Raw genomic sequence first — 18526 nt, 5'->3', positions numbered from 1 at the left:
TCAATCAACCAGCATTTCTATAAGCTTCGAAATGATGCAAAGGGTCAGGCGCAGACAAAGACGATGCGCTCCCTGAACGGGGAGGCGAAGAGAAAACGGCCGCCTCGCACGGCTCGCTCATCCTGTTAAAAAGCCCGCGCCCCCTCAGCACTCCACCACGTTGATGGTCGGGCGCAGCTCGTCCCGTGCGGCGAGGCCGCCGAGGCTGGTTTCCTTGTATTTGGAGAGCATGTCGATCCCCGTCTCGCGCATCGTCTGGATGGCGGTGTCGAGGGGGACGAAATGCGTGCCGTCGCCCTTCATGGCGAGCGAGCAGGCGTTGACCGCCTTGACCGAGCCCATCGCGTTGCGCTCGATGCAGGGGACCTGCACCAAGCCGCCGACGGGGTCGCATGTCATGCCCAGGTGATGCTCCAGCGCGATTTCGGCGGCGTTCTCGATCTGCATGTTGGTGGCGCCCAGCGCGGCGGCGAGCCCCGCCGCGGCCATCGCGCTCGCCGAGCCGACTTCGCCCTGACAGCCGACCTCGGCGCCGGAGATCGAGGCGTTCGACTTGATGATCCCGCCGATGGCGGCCGCCGTCAGCAGGAAGTCGTGCACCCCCTGGCGGCGGCTGTCGTCGTCCAGACTGCAGAACTGCTCGTAATAGCGGATGGTCGCCGGGATGATGCCGGCGGCGCCGTTGGTCGGCGCGGTGACGACGCGCCCGCCGGCGGCGTTCTCCTCATTCACCGCCATGGCGTAGAGGCTGAGCCAATCCATCACGTCGTGCTGGAAGCGCTTGTTGCTGGGGCCCAGCATCTTCTCGTAAATGCCCTTCGCGCGGCGCTTCACCTTGAGGCCGCCGGGCAGCACGCCGTCCTGCGACAGGCCGCGGTCGATGCACTCGCTCATCACCGCCCAAAGGCGGTCCAGGCGCTCCACGACCTCCGCCTCGGAGCGCATGGAAATCTCGTTCTCCCATTTCATCCGCGCGATGGTCTTGCCGGACGCCTCGCCCATTTCCAGCATCTGCTGGGCGGTGGCGAAGGGATAGGGGACGTTGGAGGCGTCGGAGCCCGGCTGCTCGCCCGCCTCCAGCTCCGCGGCGGTCGAGACGAAGCCGCCGCCGACGGAGTAGTAGATCTCCTCGACCAGAGCAGCGCCCTCGGCGTCGAGCGCGCGGATCGCCATGCCGTTGGCGTGGCCGGGCAACGCGACCTCATAGTCGAATTCGATGTCGCGCGCCCGATCGAAGGCGATCTCCTTGTCGCCGCCCAGGATCAGACGGCCGCTCTCGTCGACCGCGCTGAGGCGTCGCGCCGCCTCGTCCGGATCGGTCTCGGCGGGGTGAAGGCCCATCAGACCCAGCATCGAGGCGCTGTCGGAGGCGTGCCCCTTGCCGGTGAAGGCGAGGCTGCCGTGCAGGCGCACGACGACGCGCTCCGTCCGCTCGAAGCCGTCGCCCGCGCGCAGGCTTTGCAAGAAACGCAGACCCGCCATCATCGGCCCCACGGTGTGCGAGCTGGACGGGCCGATGCCGATCTTGAAGAGGTCGAAGACGCTGAGGAACATGGGCGTGCGCGCGCTCCCGAAGGCTCGATCGAGCGGGCCGCGGCGTATGCGACCCTACTCAGGCCGTAGGATTAGGCGCGAAAAGCCCCGCTCGTCGATATCGTCGCTGCGTCCGGGAATTCGGAAATAGCGACCGTCGCGCCAATCCACCAGGCGATCGGCGTAGTGCGGCGACAGGAAATGACCCGACTGGCCGCCCGCCAGCGCGAAGTCCGAGCGGTCCAGATCGGCCAGATCGTAGATCACCCGCATGCCCGCGCCGTGGACATGAGAGAAGGCGTCGTCGCTCGCCGGCCCGCGGGTCTGGCCGCGGTTCGGGGTGTGATCGCCGCCCGGCGTCTCCAGAGGTCGGTCGGTCAGCCAATTGACGACCGGGATGAAGGTCAGCGTCGTATGGCCCATGCGCGCGACGTGCAGATCGCCCCAGCGCCAGAGCGCCACGTCCTCGCCCAGCCGCTCCGCGAGCCGCGCGGCCGCCCGGTCGACCGCCGCCGACAGGGCCCAGATGCAATCCTCCGTCCCCGGCGTGCGCAGGTCGTCGCACCAGTCGCGCTTGTCGGTCAGCGCGGCCTCGAGGAACCCCGGCTCCGCGCGCCACCAGTCCATGAAGGCGGGTCCCAGATCGTCTTCCGCCAAGACGCGGGCGAGTTCGTCCGCCGCGGCCGCGAAGATCGCCGGCCCGGCGGCGTCGACCGCCATGACGTGATCCCATGCGGCGAGACGGGCGAGCGCGCGCCTCCCCGCCTCCGTCGTCGGCTGGGCGCGCAGCAGATGCGGAACCAGAGCGCTTGCAAAGCGGCTGGTCGCGTCGGTCTGCACGGCGGCGCTGAGCGCCGCGTCATGCGGGCGCTCAGCGCTCTCCAGCATCTCGCGCACGCGCGCGTAGCGGTGCGGCGGCTGCCAGTCGCCGGCGATGCGATAGGGGCTGGCCTCGGCTGTCAGGATGCGGTTGTTCGCGTTTGCGATCAGCCCGTTCGGGGGATCAATCGCGACGGGGACAGCCTCCGGCGCCGTGATCCCCAGCCAGCGCGCGTCTTCGGCCGTGCTGATGCGCGGCAGCGCGCCGTTTCGCCCCTCGGCGCGGATGGGAAAGCGGCCGACGACGGCGGTCGCGACGCTCTCGCCGTTCGCCCAGAACAGGTTCTGCACCGGCGCGTCGAACAGACGGGCGGCCGCCTGGAACGCCTCGACGCTCTTGGCGCGGTTCAGGCGATAGAGGGCGCTCGGCGTGTCGTCCCGGTCGCGCAGCGCCGACCACTGCAGGGCGACGTCGCGTTGCTGGTCGGGCAGCACGGGGCCGAACAGGGTCCAGCGCCGCTCGAAGGTCTCGCTCTCGCCGCCCCGCAACGGGATCTCTTCGGTCTCCGTCCGGTAGAGGCGGCTTCCCTCGGCCGTCAGGTAGCGCTGTTCCGGGGCTTCCGGATCGGGGGCGAGCGCGATCAGATCCATCGTGTCGGCGTGGGTCGTGGTCAGGCCCCAGGCGGCCTCGCCGTTATGGCCGATGATGTGGAAGGGCACGCCCGGCGCGGTGGCGCCGACCAGCGTCAGTTCGGGCGTCTCGATCCGCGCCAGGTACCAGGGCGGCGGCAGCGCGAGGCGCAGATGCGGGTCGTTCGCCAACATCGGCGCGCCGCTCTCGGTGCGCGATCCGGCGACCGCCCAGGCGTTCGACGCGCTCTCGGCCGTCAGACCGTCCGGCGGGAAGGGCAGGGCGGCGACGCGCTCCAACGCCGGCCCTGCGGCCGCGACCTCCTCGGCGGTCAGGCTGGCGGGGCTGTCCGAATAGCTCGGCATCAGGTCCGCGACGCGCGCCGGCGGCAGGCGCTGCAGGAGCTTCGATTTCTCCTGCTCGGTGCGCCAATCGCCGGACAGCTGCAGCGCCATCAACTTGCCCCACAACAGGCTGTCGAGGGGCTCCCACGGCGCGGGCTCGACCCCGGTCAGCAGGAATTCGGGCGGCAGCGGGCCGTCAGGCGCCGCCAGAAAGGCGTTCACGCCTTCAGCGTAGGCGTCGACGGCGACTCTCACCTCGTCCGGCAGGCCGTCCATCTGCCGACGCGTCATCCCCTCCAGATCGAGGGCTCGGGCGAATCGGTCGATGCGCAAGGTGGCGCGGCCGGCGACTTCAGACAGCGTTCCGCGGCCGAAACGCCGCGCGGTCTCCATCTGCCACAGCCGGTCCTGGGCGTGCAGGAAGCCGAGCGCGCGGTACGCGTCGGCCATCCCCTGCGCCCGGATGGTGGGAACGCCGTGCGCGTCCCGCGTCACCTCCACGGCCGCGTCGAGGGCCGCGAGGCCCCGCTCGCCCTCGGTTTGAGGCAAGCTTTGGCGCAGATAAAGGAAGCCGCCTGCGGCCGCGATCGCGAGCAGCAGGAGGAAGGCGAGGAGAAGGCGTCCGGTCCAGCGCAGCATGCAGGTGAGATCGGGTCTTTCACGCCCGGCGGCAAGGCCTGTCGCGCCTGTCTCGTCGTCGCCGGGCCCTCCGCTTGACCGCCGGCCCTATTCTGGCATGTTCAATTCACGGTGCGCCGCCCGCCTGGCGAACGCCCGTCCTTCAAAAGGAAGCCGCCGATGGCCGCCAAGCTCAGCCGATTCGACAGCGTCGACGCGATGGTCGCGAAGCTGAAGCCGGGCTATCCCGTCTACTGCCTGCGCCCGCACGAGCTGGAGCGGACCGCCAAGCGCTTCTTGGAGCTGTTTCCGGGCCGGGTCCTCTACGCCGTCAAATGCAATCCGCACATTGAAGTGCTGCGCGCGCTGTACCGCGCGGGCTTGCGCCATTTCGACACCGCCTCGCTCGCCGAGATCGCGCTGATCCGCGAGAACTTCCCCCACGCCGACTGCTATTTCATGCACCCTGTCAAGGCGCGCAGCGCCATCCTTTCGGCGCATGAGGTCTTCAATGTCGACCACTACGTCGTCGACCATGAGGCGGAGCTGAAAAAGCTGCTGGACGTCACCGGCGGCGGCGACGGGCAGGTCTGTCTGGTGCGGCTGGTCACCCCGCAGCACGATGCGATGTACAAGCTCTCGGAGAAGTTCGGCGCGACGCCGGAGGAGGCGGCGCGGCTGCTCAAACTCGCCGACAAGGCGGGTTTCCAGACCGGCCTCGCCTTCCATGTCGGCTCCCAGGTGCGCAGCCCCCAAGCCTTCCGCGACGCCATGCAGGTCGTAGGGGAGGTCGTGGAGAAGGCCGACGTGCCCTTGCATTACCTGGATGTCGGCGGCGGTTTCCCGGCGGCTTATGTCGGCGACGATCCGGCGCCGCTCGAGCATTTCATCGACGCCATCAAGGAAGGGCGTCGCGCCATCAAGCTGCGCGGCGACTGCGTGCTGATGTGCGAGCCCGGGCGCGGCATGGTGGCGAGCGGCATGTCGCTGGTGGTCCAGGTCCAGCTGGTCAAGGACGGCGCGGTCTACATCAACGACGGCGTCTATCACAGCCTGTCGGAGACGATGACCGCCGGGGTGCGCCTGCCGATGCGCCTTATCCGTCCCAACCGCGCCGTCGCCAGGCAGACCAAGCCGGTCTCGGTCTTCGGGCCGACCTGCGACTGCACCGACGTCTTACCTTACAAGGTGGACCTGCCGGCGGACATTCAGGAGGGCGACTGGATCGAAATCGGTCAGGCCGGCGCCTATTCCAACGCCATGACCACCCACTTCAACGGCTTCACGCCCGAGACCTTCGTCATCGTCGACGACGAACCGCTCTACCCCGAGCGGCCGATCGAGACCCGAGGCGGCGCGAGGACCGAGACGACGGAAGCGGGGGCCGCCTGATCCGATGGGCGAGATCGCGCGCGATCGCGAGGGCGAAGCTCGGCTGAAAAGCGTGCGCTGTGCGGGCCGCGGCGGCTTCCACCGCGTCGTCTATCGCGAGTTCGGCCCGGCCGACAGCCCGCACGCCGTCTTCTGCGTGCATGGGCTGACCCGGAACGGGCGGGACTTCGCGCGGCTCGCCCGGGCGCTGGCGGCTGACGGCTGGCGCGTGATCTGCCCGGACGTCGCCGGCCGCGGAGAAAGCGAGCCGCTGGTCGAGGCCGAGCACTACGGCCTGCCGCAGTATGTCAGCGACCTGACGACGGTGCTGGCGCATGCGCGGGTCGAGAGCGTCGATTGGGTCGGCACCTCGATGGGCGGGCTGATCGCGCTGCTCACGGCGGCCACGCCCGGCCATCCGATCCGCCGGCTGGCGCTGAACGACGTCGGACCGATCGTGCCGCGGGAGGCGTTGCAGCGCATCGCCGACTATGTCGGCGTCGCCTGGCGGTTCGAGAGCTTCGATCAGGCGCTCGGCCACCTGAAGAAGGCCTACGCCCCCTTCGGCCTGACCGAGGAGGCGGACTGGCGCGAAATCGCCGAGGTCAGTCTCAAGCGCGCCGACGACGGAAGCTACTCAAACAATTACGATCTGCGCATTTCCGAGCCGTTTGCGGCGCTGGCGGGCGAGGATCTCGATCTCTGGGCGCTCTGGGACGCGGCGCAGCTCGCCGAGCCCGCCCTGCTGATTCGCGGGGCGGAAAGCGACCTGTTGCGGCGCGCGGACGCAGAGGCGATGACCGCGCGGGGGCCGGGCGCGCGCCTGGTCGAGGTTCCGAACGTCGGGCACGCGCCGACCCTGATGCCGCCGGACGAGATCAGACTTGTGCGCGACTGGCTGGCCGAAGCGCCGGCGCCGGACGTGCGCGGGGAGGGCGGACGGTGAGCGCTCGCCCTCTTATCCGCGCCTTTGCGGCGTTGGCGGTCTTGGCTTTGCTCTCGCCGCTCGCGGTCGGCGAGGCGCTCTCGCAGAGCGGACGCGATCGCGCCTACGCCGAACTGGTGCGCCAGTCGGAGGCGCTGGCCGCGATCGAGCCGACCGACGCCGACCGCCGCCAACTCATGCGGGCCACCGCCGTCACGCTGGCCGAGCGGCTGAAACGCTTCGTGATCGCCGAGACCGAGGCGCGCGACGACGACAAGGTGGTCCCGCCTCCCGCCGCCAGCCTGCGCCCCGGCGAAGGCGGAGACGAGGGTGCGCGCGCCCCCGGCGACGACCGCGAGGCGCTGTCCGACATCCCCAACCCCTGGTTCGCGCGCTATGCGACCGACGCCCGGCGCGAACTCTCCTCTCTCATCGAAGCCCTCGACAGCGGCCAAGCCGCCGCCGCCGACCTGATGCTGAAGGCGGACACGGTGAATCTGCTGCTGCGCGATCTGGGCCGGCCGCCGGAGGGGTAGGGCGAGGGGCGAGGGAAGCAAATCGACGCGCCCCGGACTGGAGGGGGCTGCGGATCGACGCGCGGCCGATCGACGGACAGACCACGGCCTCGCCGCCGACGTCGCGCCTAGGCGCGACGACCCTCCGCGGATCCGCGAACGGCCTTGGCGACTGCGCCCGCGAAGCTTGAGACGCCGAAGCGTTTGGCGATCTGGCTGTGCCGCTTCTCCAGCATGCGCGGCGAAATGCCGAGCATCGCCGCCTGCTCGGCCCGGCTGGCGCCGGGCTGCTCGATCGCAACCTGCAGGACCGCCCGCATCGCCTGCGATAGGGAAGCCGGCGCGCGGGACGTGGAGACGAGTTGCTCGTCCGCCTCCAGCAGGAACTGATCGAGGAGCGCGGCTGCATAGCGCAGCACCGATTCATCCGCCGGCCGCAGCCGCTTGGCGTCGCCCCCGTCGTCGAAAGCGATTGCGGTTACCGTATCGACATTGCGCCGACCGCCTGTGATTGCGACGCCGTCTCGGATCCCGAAAGCCTCCCACACGCGCACCGCCAGGGGCGGGGCGGTCTGAGGCCGATCGATCTGCGCACGCGCATCCGAAAAACTGAAGACCGGCCAGCGCAACCGAACCGCCTTGGCGACCGCACAGTCTCGATCGGCGTCTGTGCCGTAGTAGTGCTCAAAGAAGCCGGACGGAAATCGGTCCCATGTCCGAACGAAGTCCGGGTCGAATCGCTGCCAGACCACGTAACGCGCGCCGAACGCGCGGACGATCGCTTCGTGAACTTGCTCCGGCGTTTCTAGGTCGAGAAACAGTTTCAAAGAGCCCGCCTGTCGATCCATCAAACCGTCTCCCTTCATCGGGCCGCCGCCGGCTTTCTCGTGCGACCGGAAGGCCGCGGATCGAAGCCGCCCGGCTGGAACGCGCCGCAGTCGAGTGCGTCCAGCACTCGGATCCGCCTCCCCCCGAGGGCGCTCCTACGTCCGATCCGCGATCGCGCGGCGGCGCCGGAAGCATCGCCGCGAGGCCGCGCGCCTTGCGACGCGCAGCCGTCGCCCGGGCAAGCGGCGGTCCCGTGGTCGTGCGCACCCTCAACGCGTCGAACGCGGCGGCGGCAGGGGACGCCGACCCGGCGAAGATCGCGTGCGAGCGGCGCACGTTCCCGGCCCTTCGCCCGTCATCAAGGCGGTCTGCGCCGCGCCGCGTCGGGTTGCGGCGTTTGATAGGTATAGAGGATATTGAGCGTCTATGCGCCTCTTAGGTTGCTGGTCCGTGGATTTTTTCGGTACTATCCGAACAACTCCGTGGGTCGAATACGGCGTCGCCGGCTCGCCCGTTCGGGGTCCCGCTTCGAGCGTTCGCTCGGTCTGGCGGTCATTTCGCACAGTCTGACGTCTTCGGCTTACAGGCGGGGCGCGCCTCCACGCGCCTTTCCGACAGGGCCGACGCGTCTGCGCAGCGGAGTCCGCGATGTCCGACCGTGGCTTCAACGAAGAGATCGGCATGCGCCCGAAGCGGCCCCGGACCGCCGACAGCCCGGCTCGCGATCCGCTCGGCCCCGACATACTCGACAGGACGACAACGGAAGCGCTCGCAACCCGCCGACGAACGGGGGCGCTCAGGTCTCCGCGCCGCTCCGATCCGCCGGCCGAACGGTGCGTGCGCCATGACGGCGAGCCCCGCAGCCGGCCGGCGAGGCTGTCAGGGTCGGGCCGGCCTATCCCGCGGTTGACGGGGGAGGTTTGAATCGGCCGCCGACCCTCGGCCTGACAAGAGACGGAGGACCCTGGAGATGCCGCATCCCATAGACGTTCAGGTCGGAGCGCGTGTGCGCGAGCTTCGGATACGGGCGGGGATCAGCCAACAGACCCTCGCAGAGGCGTTGGGCGTCAGCTATCAGCAAATCCAGAAATATGAGACCGGGCTGAACCGGATGGGCGCGAGCAGATTGGTCCAGGTGAGCCGGGCCGTCGGCTGCAGCGTGCACGCCTTGTTCGACGGCGTCGTGTCGGAGGCGACGACCGCGGCGGCGCTGGACGTGGAAGCGGCCAAGGTCGCGCGCGACTGGGCGCGCATCGACGACGCGGCCGTGCGCCGCGTGATGCAGGAGGTCATCCGCAGCCTCGCGGCCGCCCGGCCTGACGGCGCCGACGCGGCCCCCGCGCGATCGGCCGCCGCCCGCCAGGCGTTTGCGCCTGCCGACGACTAGTCGGGCCGTCTTGCGGTCGCAGCCGGGACGCGGTCGCTCCCCCTCACAACCACCCCGGCGTCGGCAGCCCCTTTTCGCGCAGGAACTCCGGATTGTAGAGCTTCGACTGATAGCGTTGGCCGCCGTCGCACAGGATGGTGACGATGGTGTGGCCGGGGCCCATCTCGCGGGCGAGGCGGATGGCGCTGGCGACGTTGAGGCCCGACGAGCCGCCGAGGCACAACCCCTCATGTTCCAGCAGGTCGAAGGTGACGGGCAGCGCCTCGGAATCCGGGATCTTGTAGGCGTCGTCGATCGGCGCGCCGTCGATGTTGCCGGTGATGCGGCCCTGGCCGATCCCCTCGGTGATCGAGCCGCCGTCCTCGCCCTTCAGCTCGCCGTGCTTGATCCAATTGTACATGGCGGCGCCCCAGGGGTCGGCGGCGACGATGCGGACGTCCTTGTTCTTCTCCTTGAGATAGAGGCCGACGCCCGCCAGCGTGCCGCCCGTACCCATCGCGCAGGTGAAGGCGTCGACCCGGCCCTCCGTCTGCTCCCAGATCTCCGGACCGGTGGAGCGGACGTGTCCCTCGCGGTTGGAGAGATTGTCCCACTGGTTGGCGTAAAGCGCGCCGTGCGGCTCGGATTTCGCGCGCTCCCCGGCGGTGCGTTTTGCGACGTGGACGTAGTTCTCCGGGTTCTTGTAGGGGACGGCCGGGACCTCCATCAGTTCCGCCCCGCACAGCCGCAGCATGTCCTTCTTCTCCTGGCTCTGCGTCTCGGGGATGACGATCAGCGTGCGGTAGCCGCGCGCGTTCCCGACCAGCGCCAGGCCGATGCCGGTGTTGCCGGCCGTCCCTTCCACGATTAGGCCGCCGGGTTCCAGATCGCCGCGCGCCTCGGCGTCGAGAATGATGTATTTCGCCGCGCGGTCTTTGACCGACCCGCCGGGATTGAGGAACTCCGCCTTGCCCAGGATGGTGCAGCCGGTCTCTTCCGACGCGCGCTTCAGCTTGATGAGAGGAGTATTCCCGATCGTGTCGACGAAGCCGTCGCGGATGTTCATGACATTATCTCCGGCTGAAGTGTGTAAATTGCCGACGCTTACGCAACCGAACCGTATTTAGGGCGCGGACCAGGCCTTTCGCAAGGCGTCGCGCTTCGCCGCCGTCTGCAGGATCGCAAGCGCCGTCATCGCGTTGCGGATCCGCCCGTCGAGCGCCATCGCGTGCGCCTCCGCGAAGGGCGTCGCGAAGACCCGGATGTCCTCCCCCTCGTGGTCCAGGCCGTGGAGGCCGCCGACGCCCGCGCTGTCGCATTCGCCGACGAAGAGGGCGATGCTCTCGCTTGAGCCGCCGGGGGACATGTACTGCGTCGTAAGCGCCTCGAGGCGGCCCAGCGTCAGGCCGGCCTCTTCCTCGGCCTCGCGACGGACGACGTCCTCGGCGCTTTCGCCCGCGTCGATGATCCCGGCCACCGTCTCGATCAGCCAGGGCTCGGCGTCGCCGGCGGCAAAGGGGCCGGGGCGGAATTGTTCGATCAGGACGGCCTGATCGGTCGCGGGATCGTAGGGCAGCACGCAGACGGCGTGACCCCGTTCGAAGATCTCGCGCGTGACTTTGGGACCCAGGCCGCCCTGGAACTGTTCGTGGCGCAGAGTGTGACGGTCGACGGCGAAATAGCCTTGGAAGACGCGTTCGCGCGCCAGCCTCTCGACGCGGCTGGGACGGGGCGCCGACGGCGTTCGGGATGACGGCATGGCGAGCCTCTTCTATCGACATCGATCGGCTGGACAGCCGGGCGCGGCTGCGCTCCACTCCCGACCGGCGCGCGGGACGCGGACGGGAGAGAGATCATGACGGACGGCGACGACGGGGCCAAGATCGGCTTCACCTATTTGAGCGGCTTTGACGTTGAGCGCCTCATGCTCACCGATGCGGAGATTCTGGCCGCGGTCGAGGCGAGCCTGGCGGCCCAAGGGCGCGGCGAGACGGTGGTCGAGCCGCGAACCCACCTGATGCCGGGCGGCGGGATCGACGGGCATTTCAACGTGCTGCGCGGCGTCATTCGCTCGGCCGGTTACGCCGGCGTGAAGGTGGTCGGCGACTTCGTGCAGAACTATCAGCGCGGTCTGCCCTCCGAGATGGCGATGCTGATGCTGTTCGATCCCCAGACCGGGGTTCCCAAGGCGATGATCGACGCGACCGCGATCACGGAGATGCGCACCGGCGCGCTGACCGCGATCGGCGCAAAACATCTTGCGCCGGCCGCGCCCAAGGTGCTGGGTCACATCGGCGCGCGGGGGACGGCCTATTGGAACGTGCGGCTGCTCGACCGGCTGTTCGATTTCGAGGAGATCCGCGTCCACTCCCGCCGCGCGGAAAGCCGCGAGCCCTTCGCCGCACGCCTGTCGGAAGATCTCGGCAAGACGGTCGTCGCGACCGACGATTGGGAAAGCTGCCTCGACGGCGCCGACGTGATGGTCGAGGCCTCCCGCCTTTCCAAGCCGGAGCCGCTTTTCAAGACGCGCTGGATCAAGCCGGGCGCGCTCGTCGTCCCCTACGGCACGATGAGCGCGCTTGAGCTCGACATCGTGGACCGGGTCGCGAAGATTGTGGTCGACGACCGCGGCCAGATGCGCGCCGGCCCGTTGGGCGCGCTGCGCCCGCACATCGACGCGGGCCTCGTCTCTGAGGACGCGGTGCATGCGGAGCTGGGCGAGATCTGCGCCGGCGCCAAGCCCGGGCGAGAGAACGCGTCGGAGACGATCCTCTTCTGGCACCGCGGGCTGCCGACCAGCGACATCGCGCTGGGCGCGGCGCTTTTGGAGAAAGCGGCGGAGGCGGGCGTGGGGCGGCGCCTCCCTTATCGGTGAGCCGTCGGAAGAGCGGAAGACGCCGCGACCGGTCGCGCGGCGAGCGCGCCCCCGCCTGGGCGGGACCGCGCGCTCGACCGTTCTGACCCGAGGCGCAAAGCCCTCAGATCAGTTCCACCGACTCGGCCATCGGTCCCTTGTCGCCCGGACGCGTGGTGATGCGCACGCGCTGGTCGCTGTCGATCGCGGGGACGCCGCACCGTTCCAACGTGCGGATCGAGACGAAGACGTCAGGACCGCCATTGTCCGGCACGATGAAGCCGAACCCCTTGGCTGCGTTGAAGAACTTCACGGTCCCTTCGAACGGGTCGCTGACCGGACCCGGCGGCGGGCGGCGCGGACCGCCGCCGAAACCGCCGCCCCCGCCGCCGCCTGGGGCGCCGCCGGGGCGACCGCCGAAATTCGGATCGGCGGTCGAATGGTCGATGTCGTAGACGGTCGACACCATCAGCCCCTTTTGTCCCTGGGCCAGATCGCAAATCACCGTCGCGCCCGTCGGCAGGTCCTGCGCGGCGTCATGCGGCAGGACGGAGGCGTGCATGAAGGCGTCCGGGTCGCCGGTCTCGGTCTTGACGAACCCGAAGCCCTTGGTCGGGTTGTACCATTTCACCCGGGCGGACACGCGCTCGTGCACCACGGCGGGCGGCAAGTTACGGTTCATGGGTACGAACGAAGCTCCCTGACAAATCCCCAAGGGGTCGCGACGCTGGCAAAAGGACCCCATACAGCGAAAAGTTTAGAAGCAAAACGGGGCCGGCGTCTATGGGAATAGCGGGAGGCGGATCAGCTTTTCTCCCGGAAATCTCCCGAGTCGCGGTCCGGAAAAGCCACGCCCCGCCGACCAGGGTCGGCGGGGCGTCTGCAATCGGCAGCGTCGAACGGCTGAGGCGTTAGCGCCCCGGCGTGTGCAGGTCGGAAATCTGACGCCCGACGTCCGCGCGCTCCAGGCCGATGTCCTGCAGCATGGCGTCGGACAGGCGGCTCAGCTGGCGCTGGGTCTCGCGACGGGCGCGGTGCTCCTCCGCAGCTTCCATCACGCGATAGATCTTGGAAACGAGGACATAGGCGGCGCGCGCGATCAGGTCTTTGTTGGTGACTTCCCCGCGGCCCGCGTCGAACATCGTGACAGCCATGGCGGCAACTCCTTCTCGAACTCTTGGGTGATACACTGCCGATCGGCGCGCCGTCCGCGTCGTCGGTGAGCGGGAAATAGTCGGGCTAAGGACCTGGGAAATGCGTATTTTTTGCTCGGGGGGAATGCATTTTCCGCATGTCTCCCAGAGACAAAAAAAAGCCGCCGGCGAACCAATAAGGGGCTCGGCGGCGGCGTTGGTTAAAAATTCGTCACCGCAGCGGCGCTGACGGCGCGCCGTCGCCCGCCGGGGGCGGCGCGTGACCGGGGCGCAAATCGACCAACCGCTTCGCGCCGGGCCGTCAAGTTGCGGTCAGGCGGCCTCTTTGCAGGGCGCGCGGCGCGCGGCGCCGTCATGGGCGTCCAGCAGCCGACGCCGCCAGGCCTCCACCGGATCGTCGGCCGGCAGCAGTTGAACGTCGGAGACGCAGCGCGCCCACATGAAGGCGCCGAACGGGACGTAGTCCATGTAAGTCGGCGCGTCCCCGCCCAAATAGGCCTGCCCCTTCAGAATCTGCCGCATCGGCGTCAAAGCCTGAATAAGACCATGCTTCGCGGCTTCCGGGTCGGGGCACAGTTCTTCCAGGGTCTTGCCGAAGCGCTCTTCGCGCGTTGTGCGGAAATAGCGTCGGTCCTTCTCGTCCAACAGGTCGTGCACGTCCTTGATGACCAATTGAGCGAAGAACTTCATCACGCCGGTCTCGAACCAGCTCTGTACGAAGCGGGCGCCCTCGCGCCCGCCAGGGCCGTCGAACAGGCTGGGACGGTCGGGATAGGCGGTCTCCAGATGGTCGGCGATGACCCAACTGTCCGCGATCCAGCGCTCGCCGTCGACCAGCACCGGGACCTTCCCTTGACCCGACGGCTCAATCGCCTCCTTCTCGGTGAAACGCCACGGGCGTCCCTCATAGTCGAGCCCCTTGTGCGCCAGCGCCATACGGATGCGCCACGCAAAGGGACTGAAGCGGACGTCAGGATCCGCGCCGGCCAGTTCGTAGAGTATGATGCTCATCGATCGCCCTTTTGCTGCTGTTCCACGCGGCCGTTCCGTTTATTGGAACGGGCGTTCCAGACTATAGGAGGGGCGGTCGGCCGGTGAAAGCCCGGCTGATCGGGGCGGTGCTTTCAGCCCTCGGCCGGAGGGAGCAGGCGTTCGATGGCTTGCAGCAGCTCTGGCGCGTCCGGACGGACCCGGCTGGGGAAAGCGGCTGCGAGGGCGCCGTCGGGCCCGACGAGGTACTTGTGGAAGTTCCAGCGGGGCGCGTTCTCCGGCCCCAGCGCGTCGCGCGCCCAGAGATAGAAAGGATGGGCGTCGGGGCCGCGCACCGTCTGCTTGTCGGCCAGCGGAAACTCCACGCCGTAGACGCCGGTGCAGAACGCCTGGATTTCCTCCGCCGTTCCAGGCTCCTGACGCCCGAAGTCGTTGGACGGCACGCCCACCACGGCGAAACCGCGGTCGCGATATCGGGCGTAGAGCGCCTGCAACGCCTCGTACTGGTCGGTGAAGCCGCAGAAACTGGCCGTGTTCACCACGAGGATCGGAGCGCCGGCGAAGTCCGCAAGCGAAAGCGCCCGGCCGTCGATGCCCGGAAAGGAAAACGCGTGGGCCCCGTCCGCCGCGCGCGCGGGCGCGACGCCAAGCGGGATCGCAGCCGCGGCCGCCGCCGCCAGCGTCCAGACGATCGCCGCGCGTCGGCTCGTCGCGTCGTCGAAAGGCGGCCGGTCCGGCATCTGGACTCGCTCCTCAAAGTTTGTCTCGCCGGCGCTTGGGCCGTTAGGTCCGGCGGAGTTTTGCAACACCGACCTTTTACGCTGAGGGTCGATCCTGCGGATCACGCGCCTGGAGATAAGGTATGGGGCGGGAGCCGGTAGAGCGAGCGCGCGCTCGGCGGCGCACGCGGTCGTATAGGGATTCGCCGGCGGGCCGGCGGGCCGGAGAGCGCGGGCTTTGCTCAATAAAGGTGAGGCCGGAACGGTCGGAACGGTGAGGAACGGGCGCGCATCGAATTGGCGCTGCGCCGAACGATTGGGCGCTGCGCGGTCTTTCGTCCGACCGCGGCGGAGATGACAAAACGCTAGAAAAATTGTGGAATAATTATTGACCTATTTACAGGAAGATGGCTTACAATACTTTGCGGAATTAAAGTTCGCGCTTAAGGTGTACATGATGTATTGGAACATCTTTTAAGCCTTCTTGAGGTTTGCCTGAAGCTTGGCTTATATACTCAAGATGGTAGGGCGGCTTGGGCGATGACGCGTGCGCCAGGTCGAAGACAGGAGAGAGCCCAGTGATGACGCAGGCTGTGGTGGAGCGGGACGAGACATTGACGTCCCGCATTTTGGTTGTCGACGATCACCCGATGGTGCGCGCCGGATTGGCGAGCGCGGTCAAGGCGGTTTCGCCTGACGCCGACGTTGTCGAATGCGATCGACTCGAAACGGCTCTGGAGCGCCTCGCGGCGGAGGATTACCGCCTTGTGCTGCTTGATCTGATGCTCCCCGACGCGAGCCCGGACGTCTTGCGCACGGTCGCCGGCGCGGCCGGCGACGCGCCTGTTCTCGTCGTCTCCATGTTGGACGACCCCAAGTGGGTTCGCCAAACCTTGGCCGACGGGGCGGCCGGCTTCCTGCCGAAATCCTCCTCGCCTTCGGTCACGCGGCACGCTCTGACCTTGGTGATGGAGGGCGAGACCTACGTGCCGCCGCAAGCGTTGAGCGAGGAGACGGGCGGCGGGTCCGCGGGCGGCGCAGCGGGCGCCTGGAGCGCGCCGGATCCTGACGCCTGGCGTCGCTTCGGCCTATCGCCCATGCAGCGCCGCGTGCTGATCGAACTCGGGAAGGGCGTCTCGAACCAGCAGATCTCCGAGGATCTCGGCATCGCCTTGTCGACCGTGAAGGCGCATGTCGGCGCCGTCATCCATAAGTTGGGCGCGCGCAATCGCACCCACGCGGTGCTCATCGCGCGCGAGGCGGGATTGCTGTAATGGACGGCGGCGCGGCGCGGCGACCCGCGTCGGTCGGCCGGTTGATTCCCTTCGCGCTCGCGCGGGAGCCGGGGCGCCCGGATCCGGCGTCCATCGACGATCCGCTGGCGCGCGCCGCTCTCGACGAGGCTGGTTCCGACGCCTGGACCGCGGCGCTCGAGACGCTGGAGCGCTGCGCCTCGGGGGCGCAAGCGAGCGTCGACAGCGTTTTGCCCTCGGCCGACGGCGTTCTCTGGCGGCTGAGCGCGCGTCGCACGGACGACGGCGCCGTGCAGGCCGTCTTGGCGGAAACCCCGCCGTCGCAGCGCATGGCCCTGCATTTCCAGGCCCTGGTCGAGAATGCGCCGTACGAGATATCGCTGCGCGACCGGGAGCGCCGCTTCATTTACGTCAATCCGACCTATGCGGCTGTTAACGCCGTCGACGCCGGCGCCGTGATCGGCCTGCGCAGCGACGAGACGGACCAAGTCGGCGGCCCGCGATGCGACGAGGACAGTCGGCGCGTTGTCGAAGAGAACGCCGTCGTCCGCTATGTCGAGGTCGCCTACGACGCCTCTGACGCCCGCTGGCGGCGTTATCTGACGACCAAGTTCCCGACGTACGACGGCTCGGACGCCGCGTTCGGCGTAGGGACGTACAGCATCGATCTCACAGAGATCGACGAGGACGGCCACCGGCTCCGTTCGGTGATGGACAGCTTGCCGGACGCGGTCTTCGCAATCGACGCCGACGGCGGCGTCGTAAGCGTCAACCGCGCCGCATGGCGGCTTTTGGATCAGGCGGATCTGGATGAAGCGGATCTGGATGAAGCGGATCTGAATCAGGCGGGGACCGCGGACGCGGGCGGTCCGGCGAGCGAGCGGCGGCGTTTCGAGGCGCTGCCTTGGATCGCGGAGGACGGGGGCCGGCTTGAGGGATCGCCGCTGTCGGCTGGCTTGCGGCCGCCCCGGTTCTTGGGTCTCGACAAGGGCGCAGGAAGACGCGCGTGGTTTGAGGTCGAAACGCGCCCGTTGGAGCGAGAGGCGCCGTTCGAGCCGACGCGGCTGCTGTTCTTGCGACCGTGCGACGAGACGATGCGCCTGCGCGCCGCGAAGCGCGAGAGCGAGCGCTGGTATCGGCTGCTGGCGGAGAATGCGGTTGATATGGTCGCGCTGATCAGCAGCGACGGACGCTTTCGCTACGCCTCGCCGTCGTTCCGCCGCGGTCTCGGATACGCGCCGGAGGAGTTGATCGGCCGCCGTATTTTCGAGCTGTTCGACGCCCGGGATCATGCGCGGTTGCAGGCCCGGTGCGCCCATGTCGCGGGCGGCGTCGACCTCGGGCCGACGGAACTGACGATTCGCGACCGCGCGGGCGGCCCTCGGGTGATCGAGTGCAGCGCGCGATGCGTATCGCCCCCCTACGCGTCGAGAGACGTTGCGGTGGTGGTCTCCATGCGCGACATCACCTCGCGCCGCAAGGCGGAAGGGGATCGCCAGATTCTCCAGCGGGCGCTTGACGACGTGATGCAGGCCGTCGGCCTTTTCGACGCGGAACAAGACGAGTGCCTGCATTTCAATCCGGCCTTTAGGGACCTGCTGGGGCCGCCGGGCGGCGGCTGTCGCGCCTTTTGGCGGCGAATTTTGGCGACGCCGGAAGACGACGCCGCTCGCGGATTGCTTGAGTCGATAGACCGGCGCGTCCCCTACGTCGGGGTCGTCGGCGTGCGCTGGCCGCGCACCGGCGCGGTGACGCCGGTGCGCGCGATGATTGATTGGACGCGCGACGACGAAACCGGCGCGCCGCGCTACATCGTCTGCCAGTGCTCCGACTACAGCCGGGAATACGCGCGGTTCGAAGCGCTCGAACGGGCCTACGCCCGAGAGCGCGACGCGCATGTGGGCAAGGCGGAGATGATGAAGGCGCTCGGTCACGATCTGCGCCAACCGATCTTCGCGCTGGGGCTGATCGCCCAAGCGGTGAGCCCGATCATCGAACGCGACGACGCGGAGATGGCGATTGCGCTGACGCGCTCCGTCGACTCCTTGCGCAAGATGTTGGGCGATTTGGCGGAGGCGAGCGCGCTTTCCGCAGGGGGCGTCAGCGTCCAGCCGCGTCGCTTCGCCGTCGCGCCGTTGCTTGCGCGGTCGGCGGAAGAGTTTACGCCGGCGGCCAAGGAGGCGGGGATCGCCTTGAGCGTCGAGCACGGGGACGATCAGGCCGCGTTGACGAGCGACCCGGATCTTCTGGGGCGGATTCTGCGCAATCTTATCGCCAATGCGCTCGACCATTCCGGGGGGACGCACGTCTGGTTGAGCGCGCGTCGAGAGGTCGAAGGCGTTCGGATTGAAGTCACGGACGACGGGCGCGGCGTGCCGGCCGACTTGGCCCCGCGGATTTTTGAGGACTACGTTCGGCGCGGGCACGGTCGAGAGGGGCTGGGGCTCGGCCTTTCAATCGTCAAGAGTTCGGTCGATCTGCTGGGCGGGGCGGTGGAGCTGGTCTCGCCGGAGGAGGGCGGCGCGCGCTTCGTCATCAGGGCGCCGGACCTGCCGTCGAACCAAGCCGCGCCGCAGCGCGGGCGAGCGGGCGCGCGGGGTGCGTGA

At 68.7% G+C, this 18526-nt stretch carries 16 protein-coding genes; 7 read left to right on the top strand and 9 right to left on the bottom strand.

Annotation, left to right across the window (positions count from 1 at the left end):
* Window positions 1-144: 144 nt before the first annotated feature.
* Together RIB45_RS13575 and RIB45_RS13570 are read right to left on the bottom strand one after the other, a co-directional pair.
* The gene (locus tag RIB45_RS13575) at window positions 145-1554 is read right to left on the bottom strand and encodes an L-serine ammonia-lyase (RefSeq protein WP_350050885.1); all 1410 of its coding nucleotides are present in this window, start codon (window positions 1552-1554) and stop codon (window positions 145-147) included.
* Window positions 1555-1608: 54 nt separating this feature from the next.
* Window positions 1609-3966, bottom strand: coding sequence for a penicillin acylase family protein (locus RIB45_RS13570; RefSeq protein ID WP_350050884.1), 2358 nt, complete (start codon window positions 3964-3966; stop codon window positions 1609-1611).
* 159 nt (window positions 3967-4125) lie between these two features.
* Between RIB45_RS13570 and RIB45_RS13565 the strand changes: the two genes are divergently transcribed.
* The 3 genes from RIB45_RS13565 to RIB45_RS13555 are packed head-to-tail and all read left to right on the top strand — an operon-like array spanning window position 4126 to window position 6777.
* Window positions 4126-5337 carry a type III PLP-dependent enzyme gene (locus RIB45_RS13565; RefSeq protein ID WP_350050882.1) on the top strand — a complete coding sequence of 404 codons (1212 nt, stop codon included), beginning with the start codon at window positions 4126-4128 and terminating at the stop codon, window positions 5335-5337.
* A gap of 4 nt (window positions 5338-5341) precedes the next feature.
* On the top strand, window positions 5342-6262 hold the full coding sequence (locus tag RIB45_RS13560) for an alpha/beta fold hydrolase (RefSeq protein ID WP_350050880.1): 921 nt from the start codon (window positions 5342-5344) through the stop codon (window positions 6260-6262).
* Entirely contained in the window at window positions 6259-6777 is a 519-nt protein-coding gene (locus RIB45_RS13555) for a hypothetical protein (protein ID WP_350050879.1), read from the top strand. The genes RIB45_RS13560 and RIB45_RS13555 overlap by 4 nt, the downstream gene beginning before the upstream one ends.
* Before the next feature lie 107 nt (window positions 6778-6884).
* Here the strand turns inward: RIB45_RS13555 and RIB45_RS13550 are convergent, their stop codons facing one another.
* Complete coding sequence (locus RIB45_RS13550; RefSeq protein ID WP_350050878.1) at window positions 6885-7604, bottom strand: helix-turn-helix transcriptional regulator; 720 nt, start codon at window positions 7602-7604, stop codon at window positions 6885-6887.
* Between the two features lie 950 nt (window positions 7605-8554).
* On the opposite strand from RIB45_RS13550, the gene RIB45_RS13545 reads away from it, so the two are divergent.
* Complete coding sequence (locus RIB45_RS13545) at window positions 8555-8971, top strand: helix-turn-helix domain-containing protein (RefSeq protein WP_350050877.1); 417 nt, start codon at window positions 8555-8557, stop codon at window positions 8969-8971.
* A gap of 43 nt (window positions 8972-9014) precedes the next feature.
* On the opposite strand, the gene RIB45_RS13540 is transcribed toward RIB45_RS13545, so the two are convergent.
* Together RIB45_RS13540 and RIB45_RS13535 are read right to left on the bottom strand one after the other, a co-directional pair.
* The gene (locus RIB45_RS13540) at window positions 9015-10016 is read right to left on the bottom strand and encodes a cysteine synthase A (RefSeq protein WP_350050875.1); all 1002 of its coding nucleotides are present in this window, start codon (window positions 10014-10016) and stop codon (window positions 9015-9017) included.
* 57 nt (window positions 10017-10073) lie between these two features.
* Window positions 10074-10709: an NUDIX domain-containing protein gene (locus tag RIB45_RS13535; RefSeq protein ID WP_350050874.1), complete on the bottom strand. Its 636-nt coding sequence runs from the start codon at window positions 10707-10709 to the stop codon at window positions 10074-10076.
* A gap of 96 nt (window positions 10710-10805) precedes the next feature.
* Here RIB45_RS13535 and RIB45_RS13530 point away from each other — a divergent pair, with 96 nt between their 5' ends.
* On the top strand, window positions 10806-11825 hold the full coding sequence (locus RIB45_RS13530; RefSeq protein ID WP_350050872.1) for an ornithine cyclodeaminase family protein: 1020 nt from the start codon (window positions 10806-10808) through the stop codon (window positions 11823-11825).
* Between the two features lie 103 nt (window positions 11826-11928).
* Here RIB45_RS13530 and RIB45_RS13525 read toward each other — a convergent pair whose 3' ends face one another.
* The 4 genes from RIB45_RS13525 to RIB45_RS13510 all read right to left on the bottom strand — a co-directional run bounded on the left by RIB45_RS13525 (window position 11929) and on the right by RIB45_RS13510 (window position 14688).
* A complete protein-coding gene (locus RIB45_RS13525) occupies window positions 11929-12486 on the bottom strand; it encodes a cold-shock protein (RefSeq protein ID WP_350050871.1) in 558 nt (185 codons plus the stop codon).
* A gap of 229 nt (window positions 12487-12715) precedes the next feature.
* Window positions 12716-12958 (bottom strand): DUF1127 domain-containing protein, encoded by a 243-nt coding sequence (locus RIB45_RS13520; protein ID WP_350050868.1) that lies wholly within the window; start codon window positions 12956-12958, stop codon window positions 12716-12718.
* Between the two features lie 312 nt (window positions 12959-13270).
* On the bottom strand, window positions 13271-13969 hold the full coding sequence (locus RIB45_RS13515) for a glutathione S-transferase family protein (RefSeq protein ID WP_350050867.1): 699 nt from the start codon (window positions 13967-13969) through the stop codon (window positions 13271-13273).
* A 113-nt stretch (window positions 13970-14082) separates the two neighbouring features.
* The gene (locus tag RIB45_RS13510; protein ID WP_350050866.1) at window positions 14083-14688 is read right to left on the bottom strand and encodes a glutathione peroxidase; all 606 of its coding nucleotides are present in this window, start codon (window positions 14686-14688) and stop codon (window positions 14083-14085) included.
* Window positions 14689-15248: 560 nt separating this feature from the next.
* Between RIB45_RS13510 and RIB45_RS13505 the strand changes: the two genes are divergently transcribed.
* Window positions 15249-15941, top strand: coding sequence for a response regulator transcription factor (locus tag RIB45_RS13505; protein WP_350050865.1), 693 nt, complete (start codon window positions 15249-15251; stop codon window positions 15939-15941).
* A complete protein-coding gene (locus tag RIB45_RS13500; RefSeq protein WP_350050863.1) occupies window positions 15941-18526 on the top strand; it encodes a PAS domain-containing sensor histidine kinase in 2586 nt (861 codons plus the stop codon). Before RIB45_RS13505 ends, RIB45_RS13500 begins: the two co-directional genes overlap by 1 nt.

The sequence above is a fragment of the Marivibrio sp. genome (assembly GCF_040218065.1).
GTDB lineage: Bacteria > Pseudomonadota > Alphaproteobacteria > UBA8366 > Aestuariispiraceae > Marivibrio.
Note: the sequence above shows the minus strand (reverse complement) of the source record. Positions and strands in the feature narration are given on the sequence as shown.

Excerpts from the sequence above, each read along its gene's own strand:
- RIB45_RS13575 (WP_350050885.1), bottom strand. The coding sequence starts at position 1,554 with ATGTTCCTCAGCGTCTTCGACCTCTTCAAGATCGGCATCGGCCCGTCC.
- RIB45_RS13570 (WP_350050884.1), bottom strand. The coding sequence starts at position 3,966 with ATGCTGCGCTGGACCGGACGCCTTCTCCTCGCCTTCCTCCTGCTGCTC.
- RIB45_RS13565 (WP_350050882.1), top strand. The coding sequence starts at position 4,126 with ATGGCCGCCAAGCTCAGCCGATTCGACAGCGTCGACGCGATGGTCGCG.
- RIB45_RS13560 (WP_350050880.1), top strand. The coding sequence starts at position 5,342 with ATGGGCGAGATCGCGCGCGATCGCGAGGGCGAAGCTCGGCTGAAAAGC.
- RIB45_RS13550 (WP_350050878.1), bottom strand. The coding sequence starts at position 7,604 with ATGGATCGACAGGCGGGCTCTTTGAAACTGTTTCTCGACCTAGAAACG.
- RIB45_RS13545 (WP_350050877.1), top strand. The coding sequence starts at position 8,555 with ATGCCGCATCCCATAGACGTTCAGGTCGGAGCGCGTGTGCGCGAGCTT.
- RIB45_RS13540 (WP_350050875.1), bottom strand. The coding sequence starts at position 10,016 with ATGAACATCCGCGACGGCTTCGTCGACACGATCGGGAATACTCCTCTC.
- RIB45_RS13535 (WP_350050874.1), bottom strand. The coding sequence starts at position 10,709 with ATGCCGTCATCCCGAACGCCGTCGGCGCCCCGTCCCAGCCGCGTCGAG.
- RIB45_RS13530 (WP_350050872.1), top strand. The coding sequence starts at position 10,806 with ATGACGGACGGCGACGACGGGGCCAAGATCGGCTTCACCTATTTGAGC.
- RIB45_RS13525 (WP_350050871.1), bottom strand. The coding sequence starts at position 12,486 with ATGAACCGTAACTTGCCGCCCGCCGTGGTGCACGAGCGCGTGTCCGCC.
- RIB45_RS13520 (WP_350050868.1), bottom strand. The coding sequence starts at position 12,958 with ATGGCTGTCACGATGTTCGACGCGGGCCGCGGGGAAGTCACCAACAAA.
- RIB45_RS13515 (WP_350050867.1), bottom strand. The coding sequence starts at position 13,969 with ATGAGCATCATACTCTACGAACTGGCCGGCGCGGATCCTGACGTCCGC.
- RIB45_RS13510 (WP_350050866.1), bottom strand. The coding sequence starts at position 14,688 with ATGCCGGACCGGCCGCCTTTCGACGACGCGACGAGCCGACGCGCGGCG.
- RIB45_RS13505 (WP_350050865.1), top strand. The coding sequence starts at position 15,249 with ATGACGCAGGCTGTGGTGGAGCGGGACGAGACATTGACGTCCCGCATT.
- RIB45_RS13500 (WP_350050863.1), top strand. The coding sequence starts at position 15,941 with ATGGACGGCGGCGCGGCGCGGCGACCCGCGTCGGTCGGCCGGTTGATT.